18 protein-coding genes are annotated in these 16,548 nt (G+C 40.7%); 14 read left to right on the forward strand and 4 right to left on the reverse strand.

Annotation, left to right across the window (positions count from 1 at the left end):
• Positions 1 to 157 precede the first annotated feature (157 nt).
• Both C0W29_RS04185 and glnB read left to right on the forward strand, forming a co-directional pair.
• Positions 158 to 562, forward strand: a complete 405-nt coding sequence (locus C0W29_RS04185; protein WP_036795813.1) for a hypothetical protein — start codon at positions 158 to 160, stop codon at positions 560 to 562.
• A 99-nt stretch (positions 563 to 661) separates the two neighbouring features.
• A complete protein-coding gene (gene glnB / locus C0W29_RS04190; protein WP_036795812.1) occupies positions 662 to 1,000 on the forward strand; it encodes a nitrogen regulatory protein P-II in 339 nt (112 codons plus the stop codon).
• Positions 1,001 to 1,065: 65 nt separating this feature from the next.
• Here the strand turns inward: glnB and C0W29_RS04195 are convergent, their stop codons facing one another.
• The gene (locus C0W29_RS04195) at positions 1,066 to 1,674 is read right to left on the reverse strand and encodes a YitT family protein (protein ID WP_045045584.1); all 609 of its coding nucleotides are present in this window, start codon (positions 1,672 to 1,674) and stop codon (positions 1,066 to 1,068) included.
• 367 nt (positions 1,675 to 2,041) lie between these two features.
• On the opposite strand from C0W29_RS04195, the gene glyA reads away from it, so the two are divergent.
• The 9 genes from glyA to pgpA all read left to right on the forward strand — a co-directional run bounded on the left by glyA (position 2,042) and on the right by pgpA (position 9,631).
• Positions 2,042 to 3,292: a serine hydroxymethyltransferase gene (gene glyA / locus C0W29_RS04200; RefSeq protein WP_045042694.1), complete on the forward strand. Its 1,251-nt coding sequence runs from the start codon at positions 2,042 to 2,044 to the stop codon at positions 3,290 to 3,292.
• Between the two features lie 218 nt (positions 3,293 to 3,510).
• A complete protein-coding gene (gene nrdR, locus C0W29_RS04205) occupies positions 3,511 to 3,960 on the forward strand; it encodes a transcriptional regulator NrdR (RefSeq protein ID WP_036795808.1) in 450 nt (149 codons plus the stop codon).
• Positions 3,961 to 3,972: 12 nt separating this feature from the next.
• Positions 3,973 to 5,097: a bifunctional diaminohydroxyphosphoribosylaminopyrimidine deaminase/5-amino-6-(5-phosphoribosylamino)uracil reductase RibD gene (ribD, locus tag C0W29_RS04210; protein WP_045045567.1), complete on the forward strand. Its 1,125-nt coding sequence runs from the start codon at positions 3,973 to 3,975 to the stop codon at positions 5,095 to 5,097.
• Between the two features lie 23 nt (positions 5,098 to 5,120).
• A complete protein-coding gene (locus tag C0W29_RS04215; RefSeq protein ID WP_045045568.1) occupies positions 5,121 to 5,777 on the forward strand; it encodes a riboflavin synthase in 657 nt (218 codons plus the stop codon).
• 47 nt (positions 5,778 to 5,824) lie between these two features.
• Entirely contained in the window at positions 5,825 to 6,928 is a 1,104-nt protein-coding gene (gene ribBA / locus C0W29_RS04220) for a bifunctional 3,4-dihydroxy-2-butanone-4-phosphate synthase/GTP cyclohydrolase II (RefSeq protein WP_036795805.1), read from the forward strand.
• 202 nt (positions 6,929 to 7,130) lie between these two features.
• A complete protein-coding gene (ribH, locus tag C0W29_RS04225; protein ID WP_036795804.1) occupies positions 7,131 to 7,601 on the forward strand; it encodes a 6,7-dimethyl-8-ribityllumazine synthase in 471 nt (156 codons plus the stop codon).
• Positions 7,601 to 8,074 carry a transcription antitermination factor NusB gene (nusB, locus tag C0W29_RS04230; RefSeq protein ID WP_036795802.1) on the forward strand — a complete coding sequence of 158 codons (474 nt, stop codon included), beginning with the start codon at positions 7,601 to 7,603 and terminating at the stop codon, positions 8,072 to 8,074. Before ribH ends, nusB begins: the two co-directional genes overlap by 1 nt.
• Before the next feature lie 75 nt (positions 8,075 to 8,149).
• On the forward strand, positions 8,150 to 9,133 hold the full coding sequence (thiL, locus tag C0W29_RS04235; protein WP_045045569.1) for a thiamine-phosphate kinase: 984 nt from the start codon (positions 8,150 to 8,152) through the stop codon (positions 9,131 to 9,133).
• A 9-nt stretch (positions 9,134 to 9,142) separates the two neighbouring features.
• Positions 9,143 to 9,631, forward strand: coding sequence for a phosphatidylglycerophosphatase A (gene pgpA / locus C0W29_RS04240; protein WP_080888876.1), 489 nt, complete (start codon positions 9,143 to 9,145; stop codon positions 9,629 to 9,631).
• 88 nt (positions 9,632 to 9,719) lie between these two features.
• Here the strand turns inward: pgpA and dxs are convergent, their stop codons facing one another.
• Genes dxs through xseB form a run of 3 tightly spaced genes read right to left on the reverse strand, consistent with a single transcriptional unit; the run spans position 9,720 to position 12,747 of the window.
• The gene (gene dxs, locus C0W29_RS04245) at positions 9,720 to 11,585 is read right to left on the reverse strand and encodes a 1-deoxy-D-xylulose-5-phosphate synthase (protein WP_045045570.1); all 1,866 of its coding nucleotides are present in this window, start codon (positions 11,583 to 11,585) and stop codon (positions 9,720 to 9,722) included.
• Between the two features lie 24 nt (positions 11,586 to 11,609).
• Positions 11,610 to 12,512: a (2E,6E)-farnesyl diphosphate synthase gene (gene ispA, locus C0W29_RS04250; protein ID WP_036795798.1), complete on the reverse strand. Its 903-nt coding sequence runs from the start codon at positions 12,510 to 12,512 to the stop codon at positions 11,610 to 11,612.
• Complete coding sequence (gene xseB / locus C0W29_RS04255) at positions 12,502 to 12,747, reverse strand: exodeoxyribonuclease VII small subunit (RefSeq protein ID WP_036795796.1); 246 nt, start codon at positions 12,745 to 12,747, stop codon at positions 12,502 to 12,504. Before xseB ends, ispA begins: the two co-directional genes overlap by 11 nt.
• A 359-nt stretch (positions 12,748 to 13,106) precedes the next feature.
• Here xseB and pomA point away from each other — a divergent pair, with 359 nt between their 5' ends.
• The 3 genes from pomA to thiI all read left to right on the forward strand — a co-directional run bounded on the left by pomA (position 13,107) and on the right by thiI (position 16,462).
• The gene (gene pomA, locus C0W29_RS04260; protein ID WP_036795795.1) at positions 13,107 to 13,868 is read left to right on the forward strand and encodes a flagellar motor protein PomA; all 762 of its coding nucleotides are present in this window, start codon (positions 13,107 to 13,109) and stop codon (positions 13,866 to 13,868) included.
• A gap of 6 nt (positions 13,869 to 13,874) precedes the next feature.
• The gene (locus tag C0W29_RS04265) at positions 13,875 to 14,789 is read left to right on the forward strand and encodes a flagellar motor protein MotB (protein WP_373455552.1); all 915 of its coding nucleotides are present in this window, start codon (positions 13,875 to 13,877) and stop codon (positions 14,787 to 14,789) included.
• 221 nt (positions 14,790 to 15,010) lie between these two features.
• Positions 15,011 to 16,462, forward strand: a complete 1,452-nt coding sequence (gene thiI, locus C0W29_RS04270; RefSeq protein ID WP_036795792.1) for a tRNA uracil 4-sulfurtransferase ThiI — start codon at positions 15,011 to 15,013, stop codon at positions 16,460 to 16,462.
• Positions 16,463 to 16,548 lie beyond the last annotated feature (86 nt).

The following is a 16,548-nucleotide window of genomic DNA, read 5'->3' on the forward strand; positions in this document are numbered from 1 at the left end:
ATTGTTGGCAGCTTTTTTTATGTGGTAACTATGGCAATTATAAAATTAAGGATGAAGTTGACATTGATCACATTAACCGTGAAAAAACATTGGGATAATTAACGTAACCAATAAGTAAAAATGACCACAGTGTCGTTACAAGGATGAAACAATAATAATGGGATTGGATATTCCCAGCAGTTATCGCCTAATTGGTGCGACTAAATTACTTGCTGTTGTAGTGATTATTGGTCTAATTCAACATGTTGAGATGTTAATTCATGCATTAAGATTTGATTTGCTTGGTATGGTGCCAGTGATTGTCACGATATTGGTCTTGATTTCAGGTGTACTTGCCTGTATTGGATTATTTCTGGGTCAGAAATGGGGGTTTATTCCGCTCTATTTCTATATACCCGCTGTAACATTATTTCTGCAATTTAGTTTGATTCCTTTTATTCCTAATGTTTTTCCTGCTAAATATCATGATATTGCTATTATGGTGATCAATGGTTTGGTATTACTGTATTCAGTGTTGCTACTTTTGCGGCGCATGGAGACTAATTACATTCAAGACTATTAAATGTTATTAAATTACGGCATTGAATCTGTGATAATAACCTTAATTTAATCAAGTCGGTGATCTCGGTCCCGATCTTCTGCTCAGCAAAGGATGATGATAATGAAAAAAATTGAAGCCATTATTAAGCCATTTAAACTTGATGATGTTCGTGAGGCGTTAGCTGAAGTGGGTATCACAGGCATGACAGTGTCAGAAGTAAAAGGATTTGGTCGTCAAAAAGGCCATACTGAACTTTACCGTGGTGCAGAATACATGGTCGATTTTTTGCCTAAAGTTAAAATCGAAATTGTTGTAACAGATGAAGTTGCAGAGCAATGTATTGAAACAATTGTGGAAACTGCACAAACGGGCAAAATTGGCGATGGTAAAATCTTCATGTTTGATATTGAGCGTGTAGTACGTATTCGTACTGGCGAAGAAGATGAAGATGCTATTTAAATTGTGGTGATCAATCATAATTGAGATTGAATTTGGGGCAGCTAAGCAGCCCCTTTTTTATGGGATTATTTTTTAGGTTGGAGAGTTGCAGTATAGCGTTCAGGCTTGTAATTAATTGCCAATACCATATTGATCATAATCACACCCACAATAGACAGTATTAACAACTCTGGACTGATAAATAGACAAGAAGTAATTAAAATCATGCTATCAATCGCAAGTTGAATTTTACCGGCAGAAATTCCAAATTTATGCTGTAGAAACAGCACCAGTACATTAAAGCCGCCAAGGCTAGTACGGTGCCGAAAAAGGATCAACATCCCCACTCCCAGTAATAAGCCGCCAAATACTGCGGCAAAAACAGGGTTAAGTACCTCAATGGTGATCAAGTGCGGTAAAACATCAACCATTACGGAAACTAAGCCGCCACAAAGAATACTGCTAAGTGCAAACCGTTTACCCATTTGAAACCACGCCATTAAATAAAATGGGCAATTGAGAATAAAATACAATCCCCCTAATGAAATCGGTATAAAGTGACTGACTAACAAAGCTAACCCCGCAGTTCCGCCAGTTAATAAATGGCTTTGTTGGAGTAAAAAAAGTCCCACTGCGGCAAATAGTGTCCCGGTAAAAATAGCAATAACGTTTTCATAGCTTGGGTGTTTATTGATGTGCACATTATCCTCCTTGTGATGAATTACGATTGTAAAAGGATTAAGGAGTTAACAATAGTTTGCATGTTAAATTAGTGATTGTGGTACGTATTTAATTATTTACGGTAATGTAAAATAATTGAGTGATTTTGAGGTGGCTGTCTACATCAGTGTAAAGTAAAAAACAGCGTGTAAAATTCAGTTAAACCATCAAGATAATAAATAAAACATCATTTAGGACTTTCTGATTTAGATCAATTTATGTAAGATGGTCGACAGATAAAAAGTAAAACGAAAACGTTTGCGTCCCCGTGGCGCCTAGGTTTGTTGTTTTTCGTTTTTTACTTAAAAATAGTATAAAACTTAGCTGAGTCAGGAGATACAGATGTTAAAGCGCGATATGAACATTGCTGATTATGATGCGGAACTATTTGCAGCTATTCAGGAAGAAACTGCCCGTCAGGAAGAACACATCGAGTTGATTGCTTCTGAAAACTACACTAGTCCACGTGTAATGGAAGCGCAAGGTTCTCAGCTGACAAATAAATATGCTGAAGGTTACCCAGGTAAGCGTTATTACGGTGGTTGTGAGTTTGTTGATAAAGCTGAGCAGCTTGCAATTGATCGTGCTTGTCAGCTATTTGGTGCTGAATATGCAAACGTTCAACCGCATTCAGGCTCTCAAGCGAATAATGCTGTTTATATGGCATTGTTGAATGCAGGCGATACTGTATTAGGTATGAGCTTGGCACATGGTGGCCACTTAACGCATGGTTCTCCTGTAAACTTCTCTGGTAAGTTATATAACATCATTCCTTATGGTATTGATGAAAATGGTCAAATTGACTATCAAGAAATGGAAGCTTTAGCGTTAGAGCATAAACCGAAAATGATCATCGGTGGTTTCTCTGCTTATTCTCAAGTTGTTGATTGGGCTAAAATGCGTGAAATCGCTGACAAAGTTGGCGCATATTTCTTTGTTGATATGGCACACGTTGCTGGTCTTATTGCTGCTGGTGTTTATCCAAACCCAGTACCACATGCGCATGTGGTAACAACGACGACCCATAAAACATTAGCGGGTCCACGTGGTGGTTTGATCCTATCAAGCGAAGGCGAAGATCTTTATAAAAAGTTAAATTCAGCGGTTTTCCCTGGCGGCCAAGGTGGCCCATTAATGCATGTTATCGCAGCAAAAGCGGTTGCATTTAAAGAAGCGATGGAGCCTGAGTTCAAAGTTTACCAAGCAAATGTGGTTGTAAACGCAAAAGCAATGGTTGATGAGTTTATCAAGCGTGGTTATAACATTGTCTCTGGTAGTACTGAAAATCACTTGTTCCTAGTGGACTTGATTGATAAAGGTATTACAGGAAAAGAAGCGGATGCAGCACTAGGTGCAGCGAATATTACTGTTAATAAAAATAGCGTTCCAAATGACCCACGTAGTCCATTTGTAACTTCAGGTATTCGTGTTGGTACGCCTTCAATTACACGTCGTGGTTTTAACGCTGATGATGCACGTCAACTTGCGGGTTGGATGTGTGATGTGTTAGATAACGTCAATGATATTGCGGTTATTGAAGCAACTAAAGTGAAAGTACTTGAAATTTGTAAGCGTCTCCCTGTTTACGCATAATGTGGTGATGGTGGGGTGATTTAATCCCCATCATTATACGCTCATATAAGGCTTGCCTGTTTATAGGTGAGCCTTTTTTGTTTTATTAATAAAGTAACAATTATAATTATTAATGATAATTGTTACTTTTTAAGCCAATTTATTAGAAAAAAAGGGGTGATAGTCTTATTAAAGCGATGAAATGGGTTACACTGAGTCGATTGAATGTAGGAGGCTAAATGCATTGTCCTTTTTGCGGTGCAAATGACACCAAAGTAATCGATTCTCGATTGGTTGCAGATGGCCACCAAGTGCGCCGACGCCGCCAATGTTTAGCGTGTAATGAACGCTATACTACGTTTGAAACGGCAGAGCTTGTTATGCCTCGCGTAGTTAAAACAAATGGTAACCGTGATCCGTTTAATGAAGATAAATTACGCGGCGGTATTCAACGTGCGTTAGAAAAACGTCCAGTGAGTACTGATGATATTGAACGTGCGATCAATAGCATTAAATCTTGCCTTCGAGCGACGGGTGAACGTGAAGTCCCGTCAGAGATGATAGGTAATTTAGTTATGGAAGCATTAAAAGAATTGGATAAAGTTGCTTATATCCGTTTTGCTTCTGTTTATCGCAGTTTTGAAGATATTCGTGAGTTTGGTGAAGAAATCGCCAAGCTGGAACGTTAAGACTAATAAATAATGACACACACTGATCAACAAATGATGTCGCGAGCGATAACGCTTGCCAAGCATGGCTGTTATACCACCGCACCTAACCCAAATGTTGGGTGTGTGATTGTCAATGATGGCGACATTGTCGGTGAAGGTTATCATTATCAAGCAGGGCAACCTCATGCTGAAGTGTTTGCCTTGCGACAGGCACAGCAGCGTGCACAAGGTGCAACGGTATATGTCACCTTAGAGCCTTGCTCTCACTATGGACGCACACCACCTTGTGCTGAAGCCTTAATCAATGCCAAGGTCGCGCGGGTTGTCTGTGCTATGGTTGATCCTAATCCCGCTGTTGCTGGACGAGGTATTGCCTTATTGCGAGCTGCTGGTATTGAGGTTGATGTCGGTGTATTAGCATCTCAAGCACAAGCACTCAATCCTGGTTTTATTAAGCAAATGTCACATCAAATGCCGTATGTAGAGCTCAAACTAGCGGCGAGTTTAGATGGACGAACAGCATTAGCGAATGGTGTCAGTAAATGGATAACCGGCCCTAAAGCGCGCGCTGACGTACAACATTTTCGTGCGCAGGCAGGAGCTATCTTATCAACCAGTGCCACTGTTATTGCAGATGATCCTTCATTGAATGTCCGTTGGAGTGAATTAGAAGAGTCAGTCCAGCAAGCCTATCCTCAGTCCGCATTACGTCAGCCTACACGGGTTATTATTGATAGTCAGAATCGACTCACGCCTGAATACCAACTGTTTCATCTTCCGGGAGAGACCATCCTTGCTCGAACTGAAATCGGTACAGAAGCGTGGCCTGATTCAGTACAACAATGGCAAATCCCCACTCAAACCGATAGTCATCAGCTTGATTTAGTTGTTTTAATGTCGCGGTTGGCAAATTACGGTATTAATCATATTTGGGTTGAAGCTGGCGCTGGTCTGGCCGGAGCATTATTGCAACAGCAGCTAGTTGATAGTTTGATTTTATATCAAGCACCTAAGTTGATGGGCAGTGATAGCCGAGGTTTGATTGATATCACTGGGCTGACAGCAATGTCACAAACACCGCTATTAACGATAACTGATGTTTGTATGATTGATTGTGATATTCGCATTATAGCAACCGTACATAATAATAAATAAAGTAGTGAAATTAAGGGTTTATCATGTTCACTGGAATTATAGAAGCTGTCGGTAAAATATCTGCGCTAACACCTAAAGGTGCTGATGTTTCTGTTACCGTTGATTCAGGATTATTAGATTTAGCTGATGTTAAGCTAGGCGATAGTATTGCCACTAACGGCGTATGTCTCACTGTCGTAAAACTGACGGGTAAAGGTTATGTTGCTGATCTTTCATTAGAAACATTAAACCGTACTGCATTTGCAAATTATAAAGCCGGCCAAGTCGTTAATTTAGAAAAAGCCATGTTAGCAACCACGCGTTTTGGTGGGCATATGGTTTCTGGTCATATTGATGCTGTCGCTGAAGTGATTGAGCGGCAGCATATTGGTCGTGCAATTGAATTTTGGATTAAAGTACCGCCACAGCTTGCAAAATATATTTCAGAGAAAGGTTCGGTGGCTGTCGATGGTATCAGCTTGACGGTGAATGCTGTTCGTGGCGATGAGTTTAAATTAACGATTGTGCCACATACTGCTGCTGAAACGACAATGGCTGATTTCAATGTTGGTCGTAAAATTAACCTTGAGGTTGATGTTATCGCGCGTTACCTTGAACGGTTAATGCTTGGTGAAAAAGCAGCAGAGAAACAATCTAAAGTAACGATGGATTTATTGGCGAGAACAGGGTTTCTCGGTTAAGCATTGCTTTATGGTCAATAAAGCAACATAAGAATAAGGGTAGTATTATGGCTTTAAGTAGTGCAAAAGAAATCATTGATGATATTCGCCAAGGAAAAATGGTTATTTTGATGGATGATGAAGATCGCGAAAATGAAGGCGATCTTATTATTGCATCAGAAAAAATCACCCCTGAAGCCATTAACTTTATGGCAATGTATGGTCGTGGTTTAATTTGCTTAACATTAAGTAAAGCGCGTTGTCAGAAATTGGGCTTACCATTGATGGTTCAAGATAATACTGAACAATTTGGTACACCTTTTACCATTTCTATTGAAGCTGCGACAGGTGTTACAACAGGTATTTCCGCTGCAGATCGTGCCCGTACTGTACAAGCAGCCGTTGCTGCTGATGCGACGGCGGCTAATATTGTAATGCCTGGTCATATCTTTCCATTGATGGCACAAGAAGGCGGCGTACTTACTCGCGCAGGCCATACTGAAGCGGGTTGTGATATTGCGCGTTTAGCAGGTCTTGAACCATCAAGCGTTATTGTAGAGATCTTGAATGAAGATGGCACCATGGCGCGTCGTCCACAATTAGAGATTTTTGCTGAGAAACATGGTCTAAAGCTCGGTACAATTGCTGATCTTATTGAATACCGTAATCACCATGAAACCACCATTGAACGTGTTGGTGAATGTAAGCTCAATACTGAATTTGGTGAGTTTGATATGATCACTTATCGCGATAAGATTGATGATCAAATTCATTATGCGTTGTGTAAAGGTGACATTGAAGCTGATGCTGCGACATTAGTACGTGTGCACTTACAAGACACCTTTAAAGATATTCTACAATCAGGTGCGACTCAGTGGACATTGCCTGCAGCAATGCAACGTATCAGTGCAGAAAATGGGGTACTGGTGATACTGAGTAAGCAAGAATCAACTGATAGTATTATTAACAAAGTTAAAAATATTGCGGCTGAGAAAGAAGGCCGACCACAAGTGAAGATGAGTCCATATAATCCATCACGCCAAGTTGGTGTTGGTTCGCAAATTTTATCTGATCTTGGTATTGGTAAGATGCGTCTATTATCATCAAGCACACAACGTTATCATTCACTGTCAGGTTTTGGCCTTGAAGTCGTTGAATATATTTGCGAATAACGATCTATTTTGACTAACAGCATTTAGGTGTTGAGCATTATTATGATTGATAATGTGTGCTTATTGGTTGGTTCTACAACGAATAAGCAATAAATTTTAACAAATCCTCTGAAACCGACGGTTGTGCGTAGCAGACATATCGTAAAGTGTGTTAGACTCCCGCGGTTTCTCAAACCGGAAAGACATAGTCACAGGAAGGCCCATGAAGGTAATTGAAGGCGCCATCGCGGCACCAAACGCAAAAATTGCTATCGTAATTGCACGCTTTAATAGCTTTATTAACGAAAGTTTACTTTCAGGTGCATTAGATGCGCTGAAACGTCAAGGTCAGGTTAGTGAAGATAATATCACTGTTGTTCGTTGCCCTGGTGCTTATGAACTACCGCTTGTTGCCCAGCAAGTCGCGAAGAGTGATCGCTATGATGCTATCGTAGCATTAGGCTCAGTTATTCGTGGTGGAACACCTCATTTTGACTATGTTGCCGGTGAGTGTAATAAAGGTCTAGCACAAGTTGCACTAGAGTATAATACTCCAGTTGCTTTCGGTGTGTTGACTGTTGATTCTATAGAACAAGCCATTGAGCGTGCCGGTACCAAGGCTGGTAATAAAGGGGCAGAGGCTGCACTAAGCGCGCTCGAAATGGTAAATGTCCTGTCCCAAATCGAATCCTAATGGGGGTTACTGTGAAACCAGCCGCGCGTCGTAATGCACGTCAATTTGCTGTACAAGCAATTTATTCTTGGCAACTTACTAAAGGTAATGTTGCTGATATTGAACAATATTTCCTTTCTGGCGATAAGTTTGAAGAAGAAGAACATCAAGCTGATGCGCCTGTATGTAAAGCGCCTGATACTGATGTTAGCTACTTCCGTGATTTATTTGCAGGTGTTGTATTAAGTCATCAAGAACTTGATAGCAAAATGCGCCCATATTTGTCTCGTCCGCTTCAGGATCTAGACCAGATGGAACTTGCACTACTTCGTCTTGCAATGTACGAGATGGTTAAGCGTGAAGACGTACCATTTAAAGTTGTGATTAACGAAGCAATCGAATTAGCGAAACTCTTCGGTGCTGAAGATAGCCACAAATTCGTCAATGGTGTATTAGATAAAGCTGCACCATCTCTACGTAAAAAAGATAAATAATTTTTTATTGCGTTGAGTAAGATGAAAGAAGTCAGCTTATTAGCTGGCTTTTTTTTATTTAGGGAAAAGAGAACCATGGCAAAAAATGAATTTGATATTATCAAACATTATTTCGCACAGCAGCAATTACATCGCGATGATGTCGCTTTAGCGATAGGTGATGATTGCGCCTTAGTTGATGTACCTGCTGATCATTATATAGCGGTAAGTACTGACTCTTTAGTTGCTGGTACCCACTTTTTAGCCGATGCTGATCCAGCATTGGTTGCTTATAAGGCATTAGCATCTAATTTAAGTGATTTAGCTGCAATGGGTGCAACGCCAGCATGGGTGTCATTAGCGTTAACATTACCTACGATTGATGAAGCGTGGTTAGCGCCTTTTTGCCATAGTTTTTTTGAGTTAGCCAATCAATATAATATTCAATTAATTGGTGGCGATACGACTAAAGGTCCATTGAGTATCACATTAACGGTGCAAGGATTAGTGCCTCGAGGTCAAGCATTAACTCGCAGCGGGGCCCAAGTCGGTGATGATGTTTATGTTACAGGTAACCTTGGCGATAGCGCCGCAGGGCTAGCATTGATATTAAACCAACACCACTGTGATGCCAATTTAGCATCGGTACTTGTTGAACGTCATTTTAAAGCCTCTCCTCGAATTAGTGTTGGTGAGTCTTTACGTGGTATTGCTTCGGCTGCATTGGATATTTCTGATGGTGTGGTTGCAGATGTGAAGCATATTGTTGATAGATCGAAGGTGGCAATTGAGATTGACGTTGAGCAATTACCGCTATCTGCTGAATTGTTAGCATTTTGTGGTGGCGATCGACAACGAGCACAACAGTTGGCATTATCCAGTGGTGAAGAATATGAACTTTGTTTTACCGCCCCTACTGCTAAGCGAGATGCATTAAAAGCTGCTTTAGCGCATACTAATGTTAAATATAGTTGCATTGGTAAAGTGAAGGCGGGTAGCAATCTGTCATTATTACAGCTAGGTAAACCACTGACATGGCAATTATCTGGTTGGGATCATTTTGTCGTTACAAATAACTAAGGTATTCGCGTGAGCACAAATCCAAAAGATTTATTAAAAATGAACAATCCTTGGCATTTATTAGCCACAGGGTTTGGCAGTGGTTTAGCAAAATATATCCCTGGTACTATGGGAACGCTGGCGGCAATTCCTTTATACCTTATTCTGGCCCAATTACCTTTTGGTTGGTATTTAGTGGCAGTATTAGTCGCTGCTATTATCGGGATCCGTATTTGTCATATTACTTCGAGTGATATGAAGGTGCATGATCATGGCAGTATTGTATGGGATGAATTTGTTGGGTTCTGGATTACGATGGCGGTTGCGCCAACGGTATCGTGGAAATGGATCTTAACTGGTTTTATTCTATTCCGCTTTTTTGACATGCTTAAGCCATGGCCGATCAGTTGGTTAGATAAACATGTTGAGGGTGGTTTTGGAATCATGATTGATGATGTTTTAGCTGGATTTATGGCGATGATATCATTATGGTTCATTGGCTACTGGTTAGGCTTTTAAATCATAAGCACTGATAACGAACAATAAAAAAGCCATGAAGTTAATTTTTCATGGCTTTTTTGACCGTATTATTTGAGCTAATTAATGCTTATTTGGCAAGATACTCAAGAATTTGTTTCTCAATGCCTGGGCCGTCAATTTCTAGCATTTGATGCAGCTCAGCTTGGGTACCTTGTTCGATGAAACGATCAGGTAAACCAATAGTTAGTACCGGCATAATGCATTTCTGTTGCATTAGAAACTCAATCACACCGCTACCAGCACCGCCAGCAATAGCATTTTCTTCAACCGTTACTAACACATCATGGTTAGCGGCTAGTTCAAGAATTAATGCTTCATCAAGTGGCTTCACAAATCGCATGTCTGCCACCGTTGCATTCAAGTTTTCAGCAGCATCTAAGCTATAACCTAGCATGGCACCAAAATTTAAAATCGCAACTTTTTCACCTTGGCGACGGACAATACCTTTACCAATTTCTAATGCTGTCATGGTGTCTTCGACTTCAGTACCGAGACCACAACCACGCGGATAGCGTACAGCGGTAGGACCTTGATGCTGATGACCGGTATAAAGCATTTGGCGACATTCATTTTCGTCACTTGGTGCCATGATCACCATATTGGGGATGCAGCGCATAAAACTAATATCAAACGCACCTTGGTGAGTTTGACCGTCAGCGCCAACTAATCCTGCGCGATCAATAGCAAACATTACCGGTAAATTCATAATAGCGACATCATGAATTAATTGATCATAGCCACGTTGTAAGAAGGTTGAGTAGATCGCCACAATCGGGTGGTAACCACCAATTGCCATGCCGCTTGCTAGTGTAACGGCATGCTGCTCGGCAATTGCTACATCAAAATATTGGTCTGGATACTCTTTTGAAAAGCGCACCATACCTGAGCCTTCACGCATGGCTGGTGTAATCGCCATGAGCTTGTCATCGACAGCTGCCATATCACATAACCAGTCACCAAAGATTTTAGAAAAAGTTGGGCTAGTATTTTTTGCTTTAGGCAGTGGCTTTTCGCTTAAATCAAATTTTGGTACGGCATGGTAATTAATTGGATCAGCTTCTGCGGGCGCATAGCCTTTACCTTTTTTAGTCATGACATGCAGAAATTGCGGCCCTTTAAGGTGACGCATATTCTTGAGCGTTTTTACTAACTCATCAATATCATGGCCATCAATTGGACCGATATAATTAAATCCAAGTTCTTCAAACATCGTACTTGGAACAACCATGCCTTTAATATGTTCTTCAGCACGTTTAACGATTTCTTTAATCGGTGGCGCATTAGATAGTACTTTTTTTCCGCCTTCGCGAATTGATGCGTAAAAGTTACCTGCTAGTAAATGGGCTAAGTGATTACTTAAGCCGCCAACATTTTCAGAAATTGACATCTCATTGTCATTAAGGATGACTAACATATCGCTATGTATATCACCGGCATGGTTCATGGCTTCAAATGCCATTCCTGCTGTGATTGCACCATCGCCAATGACACTGACAACTTTACGGCCAAGCGCTTCTTTTTCTGCCGCAATAGCCATACCTAAACCGGCACTGATTGAGGTAGACGAGTGGCCTACTGACAGAACATCGTATTCACTTTCACCACGCCAAGGAAAAGGATGTAATCCACCTTTTTGGCGAATAGTTGACATCTGATCGCGACGGCCAGTTAAAATTTTATGTGGGTAAGCTTGATGACCAACATCCCAGATCACGTGATCAAATGGGGTATTATAGACATAGTGAAGCGCAACGGTCAGCTCGACTGTACCGAGTCCGGAGGCAAAGTGGCCGCTAGTTTGGCTAACCGTCTTGAGTAAATAAGTACGTAACTCATCACAGACTTGAGGTAGACTTTCAGCGGGCAATAATCGTAATTCATCTGGCGTATTAACTAATGCGAGATGCGGGTATTTTGATATATCCAAAGTCATAACAGTTCGGCGCTTTTACTGATTTTAGTTGTTGCGCTCGATAACATATCGGGCAAAAACTTCCAATTGATAGGTATTGTAAGGTATTGCTGCTAATGCTTGTAGCGCTTCTTGATAAAGTTGTTGTGCTTTTTGTTGCGCACCTTCTAACCCGAGTAAGGCGGGGTAGGTACTTTTATCAAGCTCAAGATCTGAACCTTGAGGCTTGCCTAGCGTTTCAGTGTCGCTGATTACATCTAAAATGTCATCTTGAACTTGAAATGCGAGGCCAATGGCATCGGCATACTTGTCTAGCTGTGGCAGAATTTGACGTCCTTTTTCGCCTGCTGCCAGCGCACCTAAGCGAACCGCACAACGGATCAAGGCGCCTGTTTTATGTTTATGAATTAATTCTAGTTGCTCAAGTCCAACATGTTGGCCTTCAGCTTCTAAATCGAGAGCTTGTCCAAGACACATTCCTGCAGCGCCAGATGCTTGTGCTAATTCACTGACCATTGCTATACGTTGTTGATGTCCTTCTGGACTCAAGCGGCCTTGGGCAATAATTTCAAAAGCTAATGTTTGTAGGGCATCACCAGCTAAAATAGCCATTGCTTCATCAAATGCGATATGACAAGTAGGCTGGCCGCGGCGTAAAGCATCATTATCCATTGCTGGTAAATCATCATGAATTAATGAATACGCATGAATGCATTCAACAGCAGCGGCGGCAGTATCGAGATCGTCATAATCGACCCCAAGCATTTCACCAGTAACATATGTTAGGTAAGGGCGCGCACGTTTTCCACCCAGCAGAGTACCATGCTTCATCGCTTTTAGCAGGGTTTGCTCTGAAAAAGGCTGTTTTGTTAACCAATTAATTAAGCATTGGTTGTTACGTTGTTGCAGCGTTTTAAGTGTCTGCGATAGCGATACACTATTCGTCATGGCTTGGCTCAAAGTCAGTTAGTGGCGCATTATCATCTGCGCGTAATAAAATTTCTACTCGTTGTTCTGCTTGAGTTAACTTTAATTGACTGTTACGAGCTAATGAAATACCACGCTCAAATTTCTTTAGCGCATCTTCTAATGGAATATCACCTGATTCTAGTTCATTGACAATGGCATCTAGCTCATCAAGTGCGGCTTCGAATGCCATATTTTCTGGTTTTTTTGCTGCCATATCATTTTCACTCTTATCTAAGTGCAAGAAAAATAACGTAGTGACTATCTAAGGTCAAATTATGTCACAGTAATCTGTGCCACAGACAGTAATTTTCATAGTTGGGATCAATAAATATCACTCAATGATAGAAATAAAACCCTAAATGAAACGTAATTATGGCCGATAAAGAGTTAGCTTGCGGTAGGTAGTGCTATTGATCTTTTATCCTATAGATCGCAATGTTTTATTTTATAAGGCGATTATGGTGCTGCTGTTTGATGAACCGTTAATATTATCCTTATAAATTCTTGTTCTATGTTAACTGGCTGTTAGATCGTTAACGTAATAATTATCAACGGCAGTTAAGGAGATTTTGCGTGGATTTGGCAACTCTTATCGGATTATTTGGAGCATTCGCTTTTATTTTAATGGCAATGTTGGTAGGGGGCGATTTGGTGATGTTTGCCGATGCTTCCTCCGTTTTCATTGTCATTGGCGGTAGTTTGTTTGTTGTACTGATGAAATACAATATCCATCAGTTTTTTGGCGCGGCTAAAATTGCAGCTAAAGCGTTTATGTTTAAAACCGATAAACCTGATGATCTGATCGCTCAAATTGTCACTATGGCTGATTCTGCGCGTAAAGGCGGTTTTTTAGCATTAGAAGAAATGGAAGTGGGGAATCCTTTTTTACGCAAAGGTATTGATTTACTGGTTGATGGTCATGATGCTGATACTGTGCGGATGATGCTAAGAAAAGACATTGCTTTAACCAATGAGCGCCATGAACAGGGCGCAAGTATTTTTTCATCACTCGGTGATGTTGCACCTGCAATGGGAATGATCGGTACGCTAATTGGTTTGGTGGCAATGCTGTCGAATATGGATGACCCTAAATCGATAGGCCCTGCGATGGCTGTGGCATTGTTAACCACATTATATGGTTCTATCTTGGCTAATATGGTGGCATTACCTATCGCTGATAAACTGATGCTGCGTAAAAATGAAGAACGTTTGAATAGGTTGTTGATTCTTGATGGCGTACTTGCAATCCAAGAAGGACAAAATCCGCGGGTGATAGATAGTTATTTAAAAAATTATCTGCATGAGAAAAAACGTCGATTAAATTTTGATGAATAAGAGCTAATGATGGATTCTTTACCACCAAAATATAAAAAAGGCTCCCCACCATGGATGGCGACATTTGCTGATCTGGCAACGCTATTGATGTGTTTTTTTGTGTTGTTATTGTCATTTTCTGAAATGGATGTACTGAAATTTAAACAAATTGCTGGCTCAATGAAATATGCATTTGGGGTGCAAAATGTACTGGATGTTAATGATATACCGAAAGGCACCAGTGTTATTGCTCAAGAATTTCGTCCTGGTCGCCCAGAACCGACTCCGATTGAAGTGATCATGCAGCAGACAATAGATATGACTAAGCGCTCCTTAGATTTTCATGATGGCGTATCAGAGCGTGAAGGTGGATCGCGTAAAGACACGGTTACATTAGATGGTGGTAAAAATGATAATACCGACCTTGAGCAACGCGACCAACAACAGCAAGCTCAATCACAAGATCAGATCACTCAAGTATTAACTCAAGCATTAGCGCGAGAGATCACTGACGATACCGTAGAGATTGAATCGTTTGGTCAACAATTGGTGATCCGCATTAAAGAAAAAGGGGCTTTTCCAGAAGGTTCTGCATTTTTACAACCTAAATTTATACCACTTATTCAACAAATTACAGAGTTAGTGAAAGATGTGCCAGGCATCATTCGTATTAGTGGTCATACTGACAATCAACCGCTAGATTCTGAACTTTATCGTTCAAATTGGGATATATCATCTCAACGAGCGGTGTCTGTCGCTCAGACGATGGAACAAGTAAAAGGCTTTAATCATCAACGGATGCGTGTTGTTGGCATGGCAGATACCGCCCCGATTGCTGATAATAAAACCATCGAGGGGCGTAGTCGCAATCGACGGGTTGAGATTTCAATTGTACAAGGTAAACCTTACTATTCGAAAGAAGTCAGCACTGATAACAACTAATCATTGAGTTTTTTGATGGGATATTTGCTGGTTGGCATGATTGTGACTAAGGTAAACACAACATAAATGCCAATAATAATCGCGCGCCACGGTAAGATAAGTGATGCTGTTAGCATATCCTTGTTTCAGTGGCAGACACCTTGCTGTATAATTTGCGCCTTTAATTCCGTTTGGTACTTTATTCTGTTTGGTACTTTAGACCCAGTGAAGCGAAGTGTGTTATGAAATTTATAGTTAAACCACATCCAGAGATTTTTGTTAAAAGTGACTCTGTACGTAAGCGTTTTATCAAAATTCTTGAATCTAACCTGCGCATTATTTTAAAGCGTCAGTCTGAGTCTGTTAGTGTTTACAACCGTCGCTTTTCATTAGAAGTGAACGAACCTGATGAAACTAAACGTGACATGGTACTTGCAGCATTAACGCAAACACCAGGTATTCACCATTCACTTGAAGTTCAACAGACGGAATTTACTGATCTTCATAATATCTTTGAGAAAACACTAGAACTTGTTGGTGATAGCCTTGAAGGTAAGACATTCTGTGTGCGCGCAAAGCGTGTTGGCCAACATGACTTCACTTCAATTGAAGCTGAGCGTTATGTCGGTGGTGGTCTTAATCAAGCGATTGAGTCCGCAAAGGTAAAACTTAAAAAACCTGATATTACCGTTAATATTGAGATAGAACATAATCTACTTAACCAAGTATTATTCCGTCATAAAGGTTTAGGTGGCTTCCCTCTAGGCACTCAAGAAGACGTATTAAGCCTTATTTCTGGTGGTTTTGATTCAGGTGTTTCAAGCTATCTCCATATTAAACGTGGCAGTAAAGTACATTACTGTTTCTTTAATCTTGGTGGTCCAGTGCATGAGATTGGTGTTAAGCAAGTTGCTCACTTCTTATGGAAAAAATACGGTTCATCTGCCAAAGTTAAATTTATTGCGGTTGATTTCGATCCTGTTGTGGGTGAGATTTTAGAAAAAGTTGACGATGGTCAAATGGGTGTGATCCTAAAACGTATGTTTATGCGTGCTGCGGGTCGTGTTGCTGATAAGTTTGGTATTCAAGCATTAGTGACTGGTGAAGCATTAGGTCAAGTTTCTAGCCAAACACTGACTAACCTTCGTATGATTGATAACGTGACCGACACGTTAATTCTTCGTCCGCTAATTAATTGGGATAAAGAAGATATTATCGATGTATCACGTCAGATTGGTACCGAAGATTTCGCAGCGACTATGCCTGAATTCTGTGGTGTGATCTCAAAGAGCCCGACAGTTAAAGCTGTAAAATCAAAGCTTGAGATTGAAGAAGCGAAATTTGACTTTACGATTCTTGATCGCGTTATAGATGAGGCACGAGTGATGGATATTCGTGAAATCGAAAAACAGAGCCAAGAACAAGCCCCTGAGGTTGAACTCGTTGATCTCATTGCTACTGATGCTGTCGTGCTTGATATTCGTAGCCCAGATGAAGAAGATGAAAGCCCGCTAGAATTAGACGGTGTGGAAGTGAAACATATTCCATTCTACAAGCTAGCTACTCAGTTTGGTGACTTACCGAAAGATAAGACTTACTTACTGTACTGTGCTCACGGTGTGATGAGTCGTTTACAAGCTTTATACTTGAAAGAGAATGGCTTTGAAAACGTGAAAGTGTATCGTCCACTGTAAATTAAAGCCTATTGGTCTTGTTTGGCCACTATAGCCTCTAAAAAAGCCCTCATTATGATCTGATCATTGAGGGCTTTTTATTTTTA

This window comes from Photobacterium kishitanii, assembly GCF_003026355.1.
Classification (GTDB): Bacteria; Pseudomonadota; Gammaproteobacteria; order Enterobacterales; family Vibrionaceae; genus Photobacterium; species Photobacterium kishitanii.